Here is a 16,485-nt window from a genome sequence, read left to right on the forward strand (position 1 = left end):
GCGCTCGTCCACGCCGACGGCGGCCAGCCGGTCGCGGCAGTTCAGCACGAGCGACACCCGGCCGGGCCCGGCTCCGCCCAGCGACGGGCGGCACCCGTCCTGCTCGGTCCGCTGCCGGCGCGGCGGCGGCCCGGCCCGGCCTCGGCGACCACCAGATACCGCAGCATCCCCGTGCGACGCTCCGAGTCCCGCAGCCGCGCCGACCCCGGGCAACGACCGTGCGGACGCCGTCGCGGGGGCTCAGTTCGCGAACCCGACGACCGGCGACGGGTCGGTCCACGACGACGACCCGGTCATCACCACCGCGCCCGGTCCGACGACGATCCGCGAGTCGATCCCGCCGGCCGGGCCGAAGCGCTCCAGCGGGATCACCGACGGTGGGCCGCCCGTGAGGTCCTGGGTGACCACGGTCAGCCCCGTATCGCGGCCGTAGCAGATCCGCAGGTAGGTGGCGGCGGTCGTGGCCTCGGCGCGGTGGGTCTCGCAGATCCCGGCGTCCAGCGCGGTGGTCGCGCCGGTGGCCGGGTCCACCGACCACACGTTCGTCACCCGGGCCGAATCCCGGTCCCTGATCAGCGGCACCGGGCCGGCGGTCACGACGACCGACGTCGCCGGGCCGGCCAGCCGCACCACCCGGCCGGTCGCGGCGTCCACCAGGCCGTTGGTGATGGCGTCGGCCGGCAGCTTCTCGCCGACCATCCGCACGGCGACGACCGAACCGTCCGTGGTCGCCTCGGCTTCGACCCTGCGCCGCACCGAGCCGCGCTCGGCGACCAGCGGCACCTCGGTGCGCCAGCGCTCCTCGCCGGTGGCCTCGTCCAGGCCCACCACGGCCAACCGGTCGCCGCAGTTGAGCGTGAGCGACACCCGGTCGCGGCCGACACCGGCGACGTCCGCCTCCGGCCCGCCGCAGCCGTCCACCCCGGTCCACCGCCAGCGCGGCTCGCCGGTCACCAGGTCGTGGGCGGTGATCGTGGAACTGCCGTCGACCAGGTAGACGGTCGTGCCGGCCTTCAGGTTGTCGGTGCTGAGCGTGCCGACCACCCGCTCGGACCGGACCGCTCCGGTCACCGCGTCGAGCACCACGAGCAGCCGCTTCGGGGCGCGGTGGTCGCGTTGGAACGTCGCCAGCACCGTGCGCCCGTCCGCCGACCCAACCAGCCCGCCGATCGTGTTGCCGCGCCGCTCGTAGCGCCACACCTCGGCTCCGCTCGTCCCGTCCAGGCCGACGATCACGCCGTTCGCCATGGCCACGGCGACCCCGCGCCCGGCCGCGACGAGTTCGGTGACCGGCGAGGACGGTCTCCAGTCCCACCGCCGCCCACCGGGCCGCTGGACCGGGTCCGCCGGCGACTGCGCCGCACCGACCACGGACCGCACCGCCGCCGCGTCGGCCACGCCCGGCGCGACCACCGCCGCACCCGCCACGACCACGCCCGCGACTACGCCGACCACTTGCCCGCACCACGGCACCCCGGGCCCTGCCGCCACCCCGCCGACCGCGACCGCCAGCGCACCCAACGCCAGAACCGGCAGGTCGACCCCAGGCAGACCACTCTTCACGTCCATCACGACGGCCGCCGACACCGCGACCAGCACCATCACCGCCGCGACGACGGACAAGACCTTCCACCCGCGCAACGCACCGACCGCCGCCGCGACGACCACACCCACCGGCACGATCAGCGGGTAGTCGATCGCCTCCGGCCGGCCGTAGGGCAGAGGCAGGAACAGCGCGACGACCGCGCACCCCGCACCGACGACCACCAGGAAGCGCAGCACACCCCTGCGACGCGCCGCCGACTACGAGCGTTCCACCGCGGCATCCCGCCGACCTTGGACATTCCGGGTCAGCCCGTGATGAGGTCGAGCACCTCGGACGTCGGCCGCACGTCGCCGAACGACCGGTACACGGTGTGCAGAGTGGCGTTGTGGTCCTGGTCGCGGCGGGCCGCGTTGGCGTCGGCGACCATCACCACCCGCAGCCCCAACGTGCTCGCATCCCGCGCCGACGACTCGCAGCACACGTTCGTCACCGTCCCGGTGATCAGGACCGTGTCCACGTCCAGCGCGCGCAACCGGTCCGGCAACGGGCAGTGGCCGGGGAAGAACGCGCTCGGTGCGGTCTTCTCCACGACCAGGTCTTCGTCCCGCACGGGCAGTTCGGGCCACAACCGGTCCTCGGGACGCCCGGTTCCACCCGCCGCCGCGAACACCGCCGCCACCGCGGGGCCGTAGAACCCGACCGCCCAGTCCGACGGCCCGACCGCCGCCGGGAGCACCCAGGCCACCACCCCGCCCGCCGCGCGCACCCCGCCCGCGAGCCGGGCGATGTTGGGCACCACGCCCCGGCAGTACGGGTTGGCCTCCACGAAGAACGGCACCATGTCGATCACGACCAGGGCGGTGCGCCGGGCGGTCAGCTCGCGGTAGGCGTGCCGGCTGCCGCGCCGGCTCTCCTGACGGGCGTACTCGCGCGGCTCGATCCGCCAGTCGTGCAGCACAACCCACCCCCGTCCGCGAGCAGTGGACCCGGATCCGCGAGCGGTAGACCCGAATCCGCGAGCGGTGGACCCGGATCCGCCGGCAGCGCACTCAGAATGGCACGCCGCACCGCAGCAGGACGTTGGCGTACGGCGTCGCCTCGCCCGTCCGGATGACCAACCGGGCCTGGGCCACCCGTCCCTTGAACCCGTCGTGGTCGACCCGGTCGATCAGCGGCAGCCGCCCCGCCAGCGCCGCCGCGCACGACGGGTTGCGCTCGTCGAGTTCGGTGGCCACCAGCGCCCGTTCCACCACCAGTTCGCCCAGCACGCCGTCGAGCACCTGGAGGAAGGTCGGCACGCCGAAGGTGAACGCCAGGTCCACCACGGCCGGGCCGGGCGGGATCGGCAGGCCGCAGTCGGCGACTACGACCTCGTCGGTGTGCCCGAGCCGGGCCAGTTCGGCGTTCAGCCCGGGGTGCAGGATGCCCGCCCGCTTCATTCGAGCACCTCGTCCGGCCCGGGGTAGGACGGCTGCGCGCCCGGCCTGGTCACCGAGGTCGCCGCGACCCGCGCCGCGTACCGGGCGGCCTCGACCAGCGACTGGCCCGCCGCCAGCCCGGCGGCCAGGGCACCGGCGAACGCGTCGCCCGCGCCGGTGGTGTCGACCGGCGTCACGGCCGGCGCGGGCACCTCGACCACGCCGGACGCGGTGACCACGGCCGCGCCGCGCGCGCCCAACGTCACCACGACCGAGCGCGGGCCGAGGTCGAGCAGGCCCTCGAACGTGTCGGCCAGTTCCCGCGCCTCGTGCTCGTTGACGATCAGCGGGTCCAGCAGCGCCAGCGTCGCCGCCGGCACCTCGGTCACCGGGGACAGGTTGAGCACCGGCCTCGCCCCACGAGAGGCCGCTACCGAGATCCCGTGCACCACGGTTGCCAACGGGACTTCCAGCGAGCACACCAGGACCGTCACGCCGTCCCACGCCAGAGCGTCCACATCGGACTCCGACACGTCCGAGTTCGCGCCCGGTGCGACGACGATCGAGTTCTCGCCGTCCGGCGTCACGGTGATGTAGGCCAGCCCCGTCGGCCGGTCCGAGGTGCGGACCAGGTCGGTCCGCACCCCCGCCTCGGCCAGCGACCGCACCAGCAGGTCCCCGTACTGGTCCGGCCCGACCGCGCCGACCAGCGCGACGGCGCAGCCCAGCCGCCCGGCGGCGGCCGCGGTGTTGGCCCCCTTGCCGCCGGGCATCACCACCGTGTCGCCGCCGAGCACCGTCTCGCCGCCGCCGGGGCGGCGGGGGACCGCGACGACGAGGTCCGCGTTGGCCGAGCCGAGCACCAGTACCGTCACGTCAGCGACACCGTCATTTCTTGAACTCGGCGAGGTTCTTCTTGGTGACAACCTTGACCTCGACGTCGACGACCTCCTGCACCGGCTCCTTCTTCGCCGCCTTGACCGCCTGCTCGACGGCCTTGCGGCCGAGCACGTCGGGCTGCTGCGCGATGGTGGCGGCCAGGGTGCCCTCCTCGATCGCCTTCAGGCCGTCCGGGGTGCCGTCGAACCCGACCACCTGGACGTCCTTGCCGGCGCGGTCGCCGAGCGCCTTGATCGCGCCGAGCGCCATCTCGTCGTTGTCGGCGAACACGCCCTTGATGCCGGGGTTGGCCTGCGCCAGGTTGGTCATCACGTCGAGCCCCTTGGCGCGGTTGAAGTCCGCGGGCTGGCTGGCGACGACCTTGATGCCGCCGGAGTTCAGGCCCTGCTCGAAGCCCCGGCCGCGGTCGCGCGAGGCGGACGCGCCGGGGATGCCCTGCAGGTGCACGACCTCGCCGGTGGTGGCGCGGCCGAGCTCGATCGCGGCGAGCGTGCCGCCCTGCACGTTGTCCGAGGCCACCTCGGAGGCGACCTTGCCGTCGTCCACCGAGCGGTCCACCGCGACCAGCGGGATGGTGGCGTTCTCGGCGGCCTTGGCGGCGGGCCCGGCCTGCTTGGAGTCGACCGGGTTGATGATGATCGCCCGGACGCCCTGGGTGGTGAACGTCTGCACCTGGTTGACCTGGTTGGTGGCGTCGTTCTGCGCGTCCACCACGGTCAGCCGCACGCCCAGTTCGGCGGCGGCCTTCTCCGCGCCCTGCTTGAGGGCCACGAAGTACGGGTTGTCCAGGGTCGAGACGGCCAGCCCGATGGTGATGTCCCCACCACCGCCGCCGGCCTCGGTCCCCGAACCGCACGCGGCCAGCCCGAGGGCGAGGGCGGACAGCGCGGCGACACCGCGGAGCTTCATCTTGGGGGTTCCTCTCATCGGGTTCATCGGGTGCGGCGGCGAAGGGTGTCCAGCAGCACGGCCAGCGCGATCACCGAACCGATCACGACCTGCTGCCAGAACGGCGACACCTGCAACTGGTTGAGGCCGTTGCGGAGCACGGCCAGGACGAGCGCGCCGACCAGCGTGCCGGTGGCCCGGCCGACGCCGCCGGACAGCGACGCGCCCCCGATCACCACGGCCGCGATCGCGTCGAGCTCGTAGCCGACGGCGGCCTGCGGGCCCGCGGAGGACAGCCGGCCGGCCAGCAGCATCCCGGCGACCGCGGCGAACAGCCCGGACAGCGCGTAGACGACCAGCTTCTGCCGGCGGGTGTCGATGCCGGACAGCCGCGCGGCCTCCTCGTTGCCGCCGATGGCGTACATCGCGCGGCCGGAGTAGGTGCGGGACAGCACGAACCCGGTGATGCCGAAGAACACCAGCATCACCAGCAGCGGCATCGGCAGGTACGGCGTCAGGTTGGAGCCCAGGAAGCCGACCACGTCCGGGGTCTCGGTGGGGCTGCCCTGCGACACCACGAGGGTCAGGCCGCGCGCGACGCTGAGCATGGCCAGCGTGGCGATGAACGCGGGCAACCTCCCGTAGGCCACCAGCACCCCGTTGACCAGGCCCGCGACCACGCCGGTCAGCAGGCCGACCAGCAGCGCGAGCGGTCCGGGCAGGCCCGCCTCGGCCGACGACCACGCGCCGACCATCGCCGAGAGCGCGGCCACGCTGCCCACCGACAGGTCGATGCCGCCGGAGACGATGACGAACGTCGAGCCGAACGCCAGCACCGCGACCACGGCGGCCTGCACGCCGACGTTGAGCAGGTTCTGGGTGCTCAGGAACGACGGCGCGAGGATCGACAGCGCCACCACCATCACCAGCAGGCCCGCGAGCGCGCCGTTGTCCGCCAGGACACCGCGCACCGACGGGGTCGGACGACCGTCCACAGTGGAACTCATGCCTGGAACTCCTGAACCGCCAACGCCATCACCTTGTCCTGGGTCGTGCCGGCGGGCAGCTCGCCCGCCACCCGGCCGTGCGCCATCACCACGATCCGGTCGCTCATCCCGATCACCTCGGGCAGGTCGGAGGAGACCAGCAGCACGGCGCGGCCGGCCGCGGTCATCCGGTTGACCAGCTCGTAGATCTCGACCTTCGCGCCGACGTCCACGCCGCGCGTCGGCTCGTCGAGCACCAGCACCTTCGGGTCGGCCATCAGCCACTTGCCGATGACGACCTTCTGCTGGTTGCCGCCGGAGAGTTCGCCGACCGGCCGGTCCAGCCCGGCGGTGCGCACGCGCAGCGCGGCGGCCATCTCCCGGGCCCGCCGGCGCTGGCCGACCCGGTCCACCAGGCCCGACCGGGCGGTGGTGCGCAGGGTGACCAGGCCGAGGTTGTCGCCGACGGTCGAGGTGAGCACCAGGCCCTGGCCCTTGCGGTCCTCGGGGACCAGGCCGAGCCCGGCCCGCAGCGCCGCGCCCACGTCGTGGCCGGGCAGCGGGCGGCCGGCGACCTCGACCCGGCCCGAGTCGTAGCGGTCGACGCCGAACGCCGCGCGCACCACCTCGGTGCGGCCGGCGCCGACCAGGCCCGCGATGCCGACCACCTCACCGGCGCGGACCTGGAACGACACGTCGTGGAACGCGCCGGCGCGGGTCAGGCCCTCGACCGAGAGCAAGACCTCGCCGGGCCGCTCGCGGCGGCGCGGGTACTGCTCGGCGATGGTCCGGCCGACCATCAGCTCGATCATCCGCTCGACGGTCGCGCCGCGCGGCAGGGTGCCGACGCTGCGGCCGTCGCGCAGGACGGTGATCCGGTCGGCGACGCGCCGGATCTCGTCGAGGTGGTGGGTGATGAACACCAGGCCGACGCCCTGCTCGCGCAGGCCGGCCACGATGCCCAGCAGCCGGTCGGTCTCGGTGTCGGTGAGCACGGCGGTCGGCTCGTCCAGCACCAGCACCTGGGCGTCGAGGTCGAGGGCGCGGGCGATCTCGACCATCTGCTGCCCGGCGATGCCGAGGTCGCCGACCGGGGTGTCCGGGTCCACCGCGAGGCCGACCCGGTCCAGCAGGCGCCGGGCGTCGTGTCGCATTCGCGCTTTGTCGACAAATCCCCACCGGCGCGGCGGGCGGCCGAGGAACAGGTTCTCCGCGACCGAGAGCCGGGGGACCAGGGCGAGTTCCTGGTGGATCACCGCGAGCCGGGTGCCCGGTGCGCGGTGCACCGTTCCACGGTCCGGGGCGTGGACGCCCGCGAGGATCTTGACCAGCGTGGACTTGCCCGCGCCGTTCTCGCCGAGCAGGACGTGCACCTCGCCCGGCCGCACGTCGAAGTCCACCCCGTCGAGGGCCTTGACCCCGGTGAAGCTCTTGGTGATGCCCCGGGCGCTAAGCAGCACCGGTCGCCTCCCCGCAGGAGCCGCGCACCACCAGGCGCGCGCTGAGCCGGACGTCGGCCGGCTGCTCGCCCGCGATCAGCGCGAGCAGGCTGCGCGCGGCGGCCCGGCCCATCTCCACGGTCGGCTGGGCGACGACCGTGATCGGCGGGTCGAGCAGCGGGAACCACGGCTGGTCGTCGTAGACGGCCAGGCCCACGTCGGCCGGGACCTTCAGCTCGCGGCGGCGCAGCTCTTCGAGCGCGCCCAGGCCCATCAGGTTGTCCATCGCGACCAGGGCGGTCGGCCGGTCGGGCAGGTCGAGCAGCTCGGCGGCGGCACGGGCCCCGCTCTCCCGGCGGAAGTCGCCGTGCACGACCGCCAGGTCCAGCCCGCCGCGGCCGAACTGCTCCAGCCGCTCCCGGCCGGTGCTGGTGTCGGCGGGGCCGGCGATCACGCCGACCCGGCGGTGGCCGGCGGCCCGCAGCGCGTCGGCGAGGTCCGCGAGCGCTTGCGCGCCGTCCGCGCGGACCACCGGGCAGGCCGCGCCCTCCACCGTGCGGTCCAGCAGGACCAGCGGCACGTCCGCGGCCTCGACCTCGGCGATCCACGACGGGTCGTCGGTCGCCGGGCACACCAGCAGGCCGTCCACCCGGCGGTCGAGCAGGGTGCGGACGTAGGTGGCCTGCTGGTCGGCGGACTCGTCGGCGTTGGCGACGATCACGCAGTAGCCGTGCGCGCGGGCCTCCTCCTCGACCGCGCGGGCGATCTCGGCGAAGAACGGGTTCACCAGGTCGCTGATCACCAGGCCGAGCGTCGTGGTGGCGGTGGTGCGCAGGCTGCGCGCCAGCGCGTTCGGCCGGTAGCCGAGCTCGTCGACGGCGGCCAGGACGCGGCTCCGGGTCTCCTCGGTGGGCGCGGCGTGGCCGTTGAGGACGCGGGACACGGTCGCGGTCGAGACGCCGGCGTGCTGCGCGACGTCCTTGATCGTGGTCACGCTGCGCACCTCCTCGGTCACGTGGTATCGATTACAGGGGTTAGTTAATCGGTTACACAGGGGGCGTTGTCAAGTGTTTCGATTCAGCGCCCGTGACCTGTTCGGTACGCCCGGTTGAGTAGAGGTACGGATCCGGATACCCCCGATCGAGGCGAACCTGGTCACATGACCGGACCGGACCCCTTGCTCAAGCTGGCGGAAGAACTCGGCCACCTCGGTCGCCGACTGGAAGCGGTGGGCGTGGAGCTGCGGGCCGTCCGCACCCCGACGACCACCACCCCACCCGAGCCCGCCGCCACCCCGGTCCCGACTCCCGCACCCGCCGCGCCCGCACCCACCGCGCCCGCCCCGACTCCGGTGATGGCCGCGCCACAGTGGGCCGGGGCGACCGGGTCCGGCTACGGGCAGCCCGCGTACCCGCCGCCGGCGTGGCCCCACCCGATGCAGCACCCGACCCCCCAGCACCCCGCCCCCCAGCAGCCGATGCCGCAACCGCTTCAACCGCCGTTCCCGCAGGCCGGGCCGGCGCCGTGGAGCGGTGTGCCGGTGGCCCCGCGCCCGCCGCGCACCACGCTGTTCGACCGGCTGAGCAAGCCCGGCGCGGGCAGCAGGCTGCTGGCCTGGGTCGGTGGCGCGGTCACCCTGCTCGGCGTGGTGATGCTGCTGGTCCTGGCCGTGCAGCGGGGCTACCTGGGCCCGGTGCCGCGCGTGGTCGGCGGCGCGCTGCTCGGCGCGGCGCTGATCGGGATCGCGCTGCGGCTGCACCGCACCGAGACCGCGCGCACCGGCGCGTTCGCCGTCGCCGCCACCGGGTTCGCGGTGCTCTACCTCGACGTCGTCGCCGCCACCTCGATCTACGACTACCTGCCGGAGGGCGCGGGCCTGGCGGCCGGGCTGGCCGTCGCGGCCGGCGGTCTGCTGCTGGCGATGCGTTGGGACTCGGTCGCGTTCGCGGTCGGCGTGGTCGGCGCGGGCGCGGTCTGCGCGCCGGTCCTGACCGCCGGGTTCACCCCGCTGCTGGTGGCGTTCCTGCTGGTGCTGAAGATGGCCGCGAGCCCGGTGCACCTCAAGCGGAACTGGCCGGCGCTCGCCGTCACGGCCGGTGTCCCGCCGCTGGTCGCCACCGTGCTCGCCCTCGGCCGGACCGAGGACCAGGTGGTGCTCTCGGTGATCGCGCTGGCCGCCGCGGTGGTCGGCGTGGCCGCGGCGGTGCTGACCGCCCGGGTCCGCCCCGACGACCGGACTGCCCTGGGCCTGGCGATCGGCTCGCCGCTGCCCGCGCTGCTCACCACCGCCGTGCTGGACCGGACCTGGGCCGCCGGCCTGGCGGGCGTGATCGCCGCGCTGATGCTGGCGCTGTGGCTGTTCGGCCGCAAGTCGCTGCCCGCGCCGTTCGCCGCCGGAGTCGCCGGCGTCGGGGTGTTCGCGCTGTTCGTCACCACGACGGTGGCGCTCGACGCGAGCCCGCGCGCGGCGGTCGTGCTGGGGGAGGCGCTGGTGCTGGCGGTGCTGGCGACCCGGCTGCAATCGCGCGGGTCGCTGCTCGGCGCGGCGCTGTTCGGCGGGGTCGGGCTGGTGCTGACCACCGCGCACGTGGTGCCGCTGCGACTGCTGCTCGTCCAGCAGGCCGAGCAGATCGGCACCGGCCGGCTGCTCACCGGGCTGCTGACCTCGGTCGTGCTGCTGGTGCTGGCGGTCGTCCTGGCCTGGGCGGCGGCCCGGCTCGGGGTGCTCGCGCGGCACCCCGCGCCGTGGATCGGGATCGGGCTGGTCGTGCTGTACGCGGCGGCCGGCGTGGTGATGTGCGGTGCGCTGTCGGTGTCGCAGAGCGTGACCGGATTCCTGTTCGGCCACACGGTCGTCACCGTGTCGTGGACGGTGGCCGCGCTGGTGCTGCTGGTCCGGGGCATCGACGTCCGGTCGCTGCGGGTCGCGGGGCTGGTCCTGGTCGGTGCGGCGGTGGCGAAACTGCTGCTCTTCGACCTGTCCGCACTCGACGGGATCGCCCGGGTGCTGGCCTTCATCGGGGCCGGCCTGGTCCTGCTGACGGCGGGCACCCGTTACGCCAAGCTGGTGGCAACGCGACGAATTTCGGCCAATTCGTAGCACTCGGGATCCAAAACGCCCCACCTTGCGTCAACCTGGTGGTAGTTCTACGTCGTCGGGGGAACAGGCCACCGGTGCACAGCACCGGCAGGAGTCCGGCGTCGGTCGTTTCGCCCCCCGAGCGACCGGCGCCGGACGCACTTGTGGGGGCGGGCGCTGCCGCCCGCCCCGCCGTCGCGGGCGGCAGTCGACTCGACGCGCCGCAGGTGTCACCCGTTCCAGCGAGAAAGTCACTCGACGGTAGGACCACGCTCGCCGGTCCCGTCGACAGGTGTTCCGATTTGTGCATGGCCATCCGACGAGCGGTCCTCGGCATCGCGGTCCTCGTCTGCTGCACGCTCGCCTTCCAGATCCCCGCACCCACCATCGTCACGGTGGCCGGCGCGCAGGTGCAGAAGGCGTACGTGATCGCCCGCGGCGGTCTGGTCCAGGTGCTGGACACCCACACCGGCGCGGTCCTCACGCACGACGACACGGGCGCGTGGACGACGGGCGCGGCCGTGTCGGCGGAAGGCCGCCGGGTCTACGTGGTCAACGGCTGGGCCGGCGCCGTCACGGCCCTCGAACCCGGTGCGGGCGTGGTGGACCGCATCGACACGGGTGTCCAGCTGGCGCAGGCGGTGCTGAGCCCGGACGGGGAACGCCTGTACGTCACCGGGAGCGGGATGGTCGCCGTGCTCCGGCCGGAGCCGCTGGGGGTGCTGGCGGTGACGCGGGTGGGCCGGCAGCCGCAGGGCATCGCGATCGCGCCGGACGGCGAGGAGCTGTACGTGGCCAACGCGCAGGACGGCACGGTCAGCGTCGTGGACACCAAGTCCGCCTCGGTGATCACCACCGTCGAGCTGGGCGGCCTGCCGCAGCAGGTCGCCTTCGCGCCGGACGGCGGCCTGGTCTACGTCAGCTCGCTGCACCTGGGCGACAAGCCCGGCACGATCACCGCGATCGACGCCAGGACGCGCAAGGCGGTGTGGTCCATGCCGGTGGGGCAGGGCGCGGGCAGCGTCGCGGTGACCCCGGACAGCCGGCACGTCTACGTGGCGCTGGACCGGACCGTGGCGGTGCTCGACACCGCCACCGGGACCACGTCCACGTTGGACCTCGCCGTGAAGGGCCTGGCCATCGCCCCCGGCGACCGCCGGGTCTTCCTGGCCGCGGGCAAGACCACGACCCTGTTGGACAGCGCGGACAACTCGGTGCTGGCGACCTTCCACCTCAGCGGCCTCAACGACGACGGCCGCGGCGTCGAAGCCACGGCCGTCGCGTTCGAACCCCCGCCGGGCTAGCACCCCCACCCGGCAGCCCTGCCCGGCAGCCCCGTCCGGCAGCCCCGTCCGGCAGCCCCGTCCGGCCGGACAGAGCCGCCCGGCTGGACCCGGGCGGCTAGACCCGGGCGGGCACCCGCTCCTCCTCGACCGGCGGCGCGTCCTCGTGGATCGCGAGCCGCTCCTGGATCCGGCGCAACGGCCCGGGAGCCCACCACGCGGCGTCGCCGAGCAGCTTGAGCACGGCCGGCACGAGCAGCATCCGGACCACCGTGGCGTCCAGCGCCAGGGCCAGGATCATCCCGACGCCGACGAACCGCATCATCGTGATCTGGGAGAACGCGAACGCCCCGGTCACCACGATCAGCAGCAGCGCGGCGGCGGTGATCACCCGCCCGGTCTTGGCCAGGCCCGCCGTCACCGCCTCCTCGGTGGACGCGCCGCGACCGCGCGCCTCGACCATGCGGGACAGCAGGAACACCTCGTAGTCGGTGGACAGGCCGAACACCATGGCGGCCATCAGCACCACGATCCCGGATTCCAGCGGCGCGGGCGTGACGCCGAGCAGCGACGCCCCGTGGCCGTCCTGGAACACCCAGACCAGCACGCCGAAGGTGGCCGAGAGCGACAGCGCCGACACCACGACCGCCTTGATCGGCAGCAGGACCGAGCCGAACGCCAGGAACATCAGCACGAACGTCGCGCCGACCAGCAGCAGCACCATCCACGGCAGCTTGTCCTTGATGGCGTCCAGGCTGTCGGACACCATCGCCGTGCTGCCGCCGACGAGCACCTCGCCGGAGCCGGGCGGGGCGAGCGCGCGGACGTCCTTGAGCGCCTGCTTGGACTCGTCGGAGAGCTGGTCGTGCTCCAGCCCGGCGTTGAGCAGCCACACCCCGTTGTTCGGCTCGGCCCCGATCCGGACCTCGCCGACGCCGGGCACGTCCCCGACCTCGGCGATGAACGCCTGCACGTCGGCCTGCGCCGGGTCGCCGGTGAGCACGACCTTCATCCCGCCGGACGCGAGCCCGGCGAAGTCCCGGTTCACCGTCTCGGCGGCGACCCGCGCGGCGTTGCCCTCGGGCAGCACCTTCTCGCTGACCTCGCCGAACTGCACGCCCAGGAACGGCGCGCCGAGCGCCACCAGCACGCCGACGATCGGCAGCGCGAACAGCACGGGCCGCTTCATCACCCGGCCGGCGAGCTTGCGCCAGCCCTGCTCCGAGGGCACCTTGTCGCGCCGCCACGGCACGGACAGCTTGTCGACCCGGTGGCCGAGGATGCCCAGCAGCGCGGGCAGCAGGGTCAGCGACACCAGCGCGGCGATCGCGACCGCGGACATGCCGCCGTAGCTGAGCGACTTGAGGAACCCGTGCGGGAACAGCAGCAGCCCGGACAGCGCGATCACCAGCAGGGTGGCCGAGAAGGCGACCGTGCGGCCGGCCGACAGCACGGTCCGCTTGACGGCGTCCTCGGTGCTGCGCCCGGCGGCCAGTTCCTCCCGGAACCGGCCGACCATGAACAACCCGTAGTCGATCGCCATGCCCAGGCCGAGCAGGCTGGCGACGTTGACGGCGAACGAGTTCACCTCCGTGCCCAGCGACACCGCGTGCAGCACGCCGAGCGAGCCCATGATGGACAGGCCGCCGACGGCGACCGGCAGCGACGCGGCGACCAGGCCGCCGAAGATGATCACCAGCAGGATCAGCACGATCGGCAGCGACACGGCCTCCGCCTTGGCCATGTCCGACGCCGACATGTCGTTGATCGCCTTCTGGGTCGGCACCAGCCCACCGACCTGCTGGGTCACCCCGTCGACCGCCAGCCGGTCGGCGATCTGCTCGTACTGCTTGACGTGCGTGTTGGAGTCGCTGCCGCGCAACGTGATCGCAACCAGCGACTTGCCGGCCTCGGCGGAGGGCAGCGGCGGCTGCACCTGGAGCACGGCGTCCTGCGGCAGCCCGGACAGGTGTTCGGAGATCCGGCCGAGCTGGGCCGGGTCGACCGTGTCGTAGACCACGACCACGTCGCCGCCCTGCCGGCCGAACGCGTCCTGGGCCACCTGGTTGGCGCGCGCGGACTCGCTCGACGGGGCGTCGTAGCCGCCCTGGCTGAGCTTGTCGAAGACGCCGAGCCCCCACACGCCGCCGGCCACCGCCAGCACCACCGTCGCGATCAGCACCACCCAGCGGCGGCGGTACGCCAGCGATCCCCAGTTCGCGAACACGCGTCCTCCCAGGCTGATGCGTTACGGTGGCGTGAATGGCGTCAACTTTGTTAACGCCGTTCACTGAAGTCCAGGCCGAACGTACAACCGGTGAACACCGTTCACAACCCGATGGGGTGACATATGACCGAGGCCACCCGCCGAGAGCGCCTCCGGGCCGAGACGGAGCGTGACATCCGCCGCCAGGCGCGTGCCCTGCTCGTGGCACACGGCCGGGACGCCGTCACCCTGCGCGCGATCGCCCGCGAGCTGGGCATCACCGCCCCCGCGCTCTACCGGTACTACGACTCGCGCGAGGACCTGCTGCACCACCTGGCCGACGACATCTGCACCGACCTCGCCCTGGAGCTCAACACCGGCCTCGCCCGGATCCCCGAGGACGACGTGACCGCGCAGGTCTACGCGGTGTGCCGGGGCTTCCGCCGCTGGGCGCTCGCGCACCCGCAGGAGTTCGCGCTGGTGTTCGCCTCCACCGAGACCACGCTCGGCGCGTGCGGCCCGGACGAGCGCCGCCAGGTCGGCGACCAGTTCGGCCGGGTCTTCCTGGAGGTGGCCGGGCGGCTGATCGCGAGCCACTCCGCGCACCACGACCAGGGCGGCGACGTGCCCGAGTCACTGCACGCCGACCTCACGGTGTTCCAGCAGGTCCTGATCGACACCGTCGGCGCGCGCGGCGTGCCGGCCGACACCGACCTGCTGCCGTTGAGCGCGGTCTACCACATCACCCAGTCCTGGGTCCGGCTCTACGGGCACGTCGCGCTGGAGGTGTTCGGCCGCTTCCCGTTCGCGGTGGCCAACCCGGAGCCGATGTTCGACTCGATGCTCGCCCAGATCCTCGGCGAGATGGGCTTCACCGACGCGTAACGGGGTCATCGCACACGACCGACAGAGCCGCCTCGGCCGCCGTTGTGGCCGCTTGCCTGGCCTTCGCCGCCGCGTCGTCGGCCACGTCCATCGCCTCCGACGCGATCCGCACCGCAGCCTGGGCGCGTCCGGCGGCGTCGTCGGCGTTCCTGGCCGCCTCCCGCGCCGCGTCGGCCTGCTCGTGCGCACCGGCCCGGCCGGCGACCTCGGCCTGGCGCGCGGCCGACTCACCGGCGGTCCGCGCCTGGGCACCGGCGTGGTAGGCGTCCTCCAGCACCCGCCCCGCCCGTTCGAGCTGCCCGATGTCGCCCAGCACGTCCGCCGCCTGCTCGAACAGCGTCCGCACGTGCGACGTGCTCAACGTGATCTCGATGCCGTTGCCGATGGTCAGGAACGCCGACGACTCCTGACCGGCCCTCAGGTCGACACTCGTGCTGTCGTCCAGGTGGAGCCCCAAGCTCGTCACGATCCGGGTTTGCGCCCACGTCATGGTTCCACCACCGGTCCCGCCTCGCCGTGCACCTTCACGATCACGTCGGCTCCTCTCGATTCACCACCGGCCACCTGGTGCCCCCGACCCGCCACCAGATCCGGAACGCGGCGCCCCGGCCCTTCTCGATCGGGGAATCGGCCCCGTGGGAACGTGTGCCCGGCCGTCGTGGATGTAACCTTGCTCGTAGTATCAGATTACGACGTAATCGGTTACTGGGCTAGGTATCCGATCGGGTGAAGAGGTGTCCCATGGCGTTAACGACCACGCCCACCGTGCTGCGCCGCTACATCGCGTTCGAGCTGCGGCGTCTGCGCGAGTCCGTCGTCCTGGCCGGCGGGACCGTCGGCCTGAGCCAGGCCGACGCCGCGAAGCGGCTGGACAACTCCAAGGCGCGCATCGCCCACTTCGAGTCCGGCCGCAACCTACCGAAGCTCACCGACGTCGAGATCCTGCTGCCGTTCTACGGTGCCGCCGACCTGGTCGAGGGCTTCAAGGAACTGATCGTCCAGGCCAGGACGACAACCCCGGTGTTCGAGCCCGACGAGTCGATGACGCTGCCGCCCGGCTTCGACCTCTACCTCGGTCTGGAGCAGGGTGCGAGCCGCATCCTGACCTACGACGCCATGGCCTCGATCGGCCTGTTGCAGTGCGAGTCCTACGCCGAGGCGTTGCTCCGGGGCCACGACACGACGCTCTCCGACGACGAGCTCCGCCGGCGGCTCGACCTGCGGATACGACGACAGGACGTCCTCGACCGCGCGGAATCCCCGCTGGAGCTGGTCGCGGTGGTGGACGAAGCCGTTCTCCGCCGGCAGATCGGCGGCCCGCTGGTGCTCGGCCGCCAACTGGATCACCTGCTCACCGCAGCGCAACGGCCCAACGTCTCGATCAGAGTGCTGCCCTACACCGCAGGCGTGCACCCGGCGCTGCACGGACCGTTCACCATCATGGAGTTCCCCATCGCCCGCGATCCCGGAGTCGTCTACGTGGAGGACCGGATCGGCGGCCGGTACCGCGATAATGTCGAGGACATAGACGAGTACGCCGCCGTGGCGGGGCGGCTGCTGGAGTTGGCGCTCCCCGAACCGGACTCGGCGTCGATGATCGGCAGCATCCGCGAGGAGTTGAAGAGATGACCACCACGTGGTCCTGGCGCAAGTCGACTCGATCAGCCACCAACGGTCAGTGCGTCGAGATCGGCACCCGTGCCGACGAGACGACCGTAGGCGTACGCGACAGCAAGCTCGGCGACGCGAGCGCCATCCTGCTATTCCCGGCACGCGCGTTCGCCGCGTTCACCGGAACCCACCAGCACAAGTCCGACAACCGAGGCTGACCCAGGCACCCCGGCCCAGTCGCGAA

General features: G+C 73.2%; 15 protein-coding genes. 5 read left to right on the plus strand and 10 right to left on the minus strand.

Translation table 11 applies throughout. The features are described from left to right. Window positions 1-240 precede the first annotated feature (240 nt). The 8 genes from BN6_RS41175 to BN6_RS41210 all read right to left on the minus strand — a co-directional run bounded on the left by BN6_RS41175 (window position 241) and on the right by BN6_RS41210 (window position 8,192). Window positions 241-1,782, minus strand: coding sequence for an outer membrane protein assembly factor BamB family protein (locus tag BN6_RS41175; protein WP_015105818.1), 1,542 nt, complete (start codon window positions 1,780-1,782; stop codon window positions 241-243). A gap of 68 nt (window positions 1,783-1,850) precedes the next feature. After that, the gene (locus BN6_RS41180) at window positions 1,851-2,504 is read right to left on the minus strand and encodes an isochorismatase family cysteine hydrolase (RefSeq protein WP_015105819.1); all 654 of its coding nucleotides are present in this window, start codon (window positions 2,502-2,504) and stop codon (window positions 1,851-1,853) included. A gap of 91 nt (window positions 2,505-2,595) precedes the next feature. Beyond that, complete coding sequence (rbsD, locus tag BN6_RS41185; RefSeq protein ID WP_015105820.1) at window positions 2,596-2,985, minus strand: D-ribose pyranase; 390 nt, start codon at window positions 2,983-2,985, stop codon at window positions 2,596-2,598. Further along, window positions 2,982-3,839 (minus strand): ribokinase, encoded by an 858-nt coding sequence (locus tag BN6_RS41190; protein WP_041315746.1) that lies wholly within the window; start codon window positions 3,837-3,839, stop codon window positions 2,982-2,984. The genes rbsD and BN6_RS41190 overlap by 4 nt, the downstream gene beginning before the upstream one ends. 13 nt (window positions 3,840-3,852) lie before the next feature. Continuing rightward, complete coding sequence (locus tag BN6_RS49430; RefSeq protein WP_015105822.1) at window positions 3,853-4,773, minus strand: substrate-binding domain-containing protein; 921 nt, start codon at window positions 4,771-4,773, stop codon at window positions 3,853-3,855. A 23-nt stretch (window positions 4,774-4,796) separates the two neighbouring features. After that, window positions 4,797-5,759 (minus strand): ABC transporter permease, encoded by a 963-nt coding sequence (locus BN6_RS49435; RefSeq protein WP_015105823.1) that lies wholly within the window; start codon window positions 5,757-5,759, stop codon window positions 4,797-4,799. After that, window positions 5,756-7,198: a sugar ABC transporter ATP-binding protein gene (locus tag BN6_RS41205; RefSeq protein WP_015105824.1), complete on the minus strand. Its 1,443-nt coding sequence runs from the start codon at window positions 7,196-7,198 to the stop codon at window positions 5,756-5,758. Before BN6_RS41205 ends, BN6_RS49435 begins: the two co-directional genes overlap by 4 nt. Beyond that, entirely contained in the window at window positions 7,188-8,192 is a 1,005-nt protein-coding gene (locus tag BN6_RS41210; RefSeq protein WP_231904896.1) for a LacI family DNA-binding transcriptional regulator, read from the minus strand. The genes BN6_RS41205 and BN6_RS41210 overlap by 11 nt, the downstream gene beginning before the upstream one ends. Window positions 8,193-8,336: 144 nt before the next feature. Between BN6_RS41210 and BN6_RS41215 the strand changes: the two genes are divergently transcribed. Both BN6_RS41215 and BN6_RS42835 read left to right on the plus strand, forming a co-directional pair. Further along, window positions 8,337-10,277, plus strand: coding sequence for a DUF2339 domain-containing protein (locus BN6_RS41215; protein WP_015105826.1), 1,941 nt, complete (start codon window positions 8,337-8,339; stop codon window positions 10,275-10,277). A 287-nt stretch (window positions 10,278-10,564) separates the two neighbouring features. Next, a complete protein-coding gene (locus BN6_RS42835) occupies window positions 10,565-11,560 on the plus strand; it encodes a YncE family protein (protein ID WP_051075910.1) in 996 nt (331 codons plus the stop codon). Window positions 11,561-11,657: 97 nt separating this feature from the next. Here BN6_RS42835 and BN6_RS41225 read toward each other — a convergent pair whose 3' ends face one another. Then, on the minus strand, window positions 11,658-13,766 hold the full coding sequence (locus BN6_RS41225) for an MMPL family transporter (protein WP_015105828.1): 2,109 nt from the start codon (window positions 13,764-13,766) through the stop codon (window positions 11,658-11,660). A gap of 123 nt (window positions 13,767-13,889) precedes the next feature. Between BN6_RS41225 and BN6_RS41230 the strand changes: the two genes are divergently transcribed. Then, on the plus strand, window positions 13,890-14,630 hold the full coding sequence (locus BN6_RS41230; protein ID WP_015105829.1) for a TetR/AcrR family transcriptional regulator: 741 nt from the start codon (window positions 13,890-13,892) through the stop codon (window positions 14,628-14,630). Here BN6_RS41230 and BN6_RS41235 read toward each other — a convergent pair. Further along, window positions 14,617-15,120 carry a hypothetical protein gene (locus BN6_RS41235; protein WP_015105830.1) on the minus strand — a complete coding sequence of 168 codons (504 nt, stop codon included), beginning with the start codon at window positions 15,118-15,120 and terminating at the stop codon, window positions 14,617-14,619. The genes BN6_RS41230 and BN6_RS41235 overlap by 14 nt on opposite strands. A 251-nt stretch (window positions 15,121-15,371) precedes the next feature. Here BN6_RS41235 and BN6_RS41240 point away from each other — a divergent pair, with 251 nt between their 5' ends. Together BN6_RS41240 and BN6_RS41245 are read left to right on the plus strand one after the other, a co-directional pair. Further along, entirely contained in the window at window positions 15,372-16,259 is an 888-nt protein-coding gene (locus BN6_RS41240) for a helix-turn-helix domain-containing protein (RefSeq protein ID WP_015105831.1), read from the plus strand. After that, window positions 16,256-16,459 (plus strand): DUF397 domain-containing protein, encoded by a 204-nt coding sequence (locus tag BN6_RS41245; RefSeq protein WP_015105832.1) that lies wholly within the window; start codon window positions 16,256-16,258, stop codon window positions 16,457-16,459. Before BN6_RS41240 ends, BN6_RS41245 begins: the two co-directional genes overlap by 4 nt. Window positions 16,460-16,485 lie beyond the last annotated feature (26 nt).

Source organism: Saccharothrix espanaensis DSM 44229, assembly GCF_000328705.1.
GTDB classification, from domain to species: domain Bacteria; phylum Actinomycetota; class Actinomycetes; order Mycobacteriales; family Pseudonocardiaceae; genus Actinosynnema; species Actinosynnema espanaense.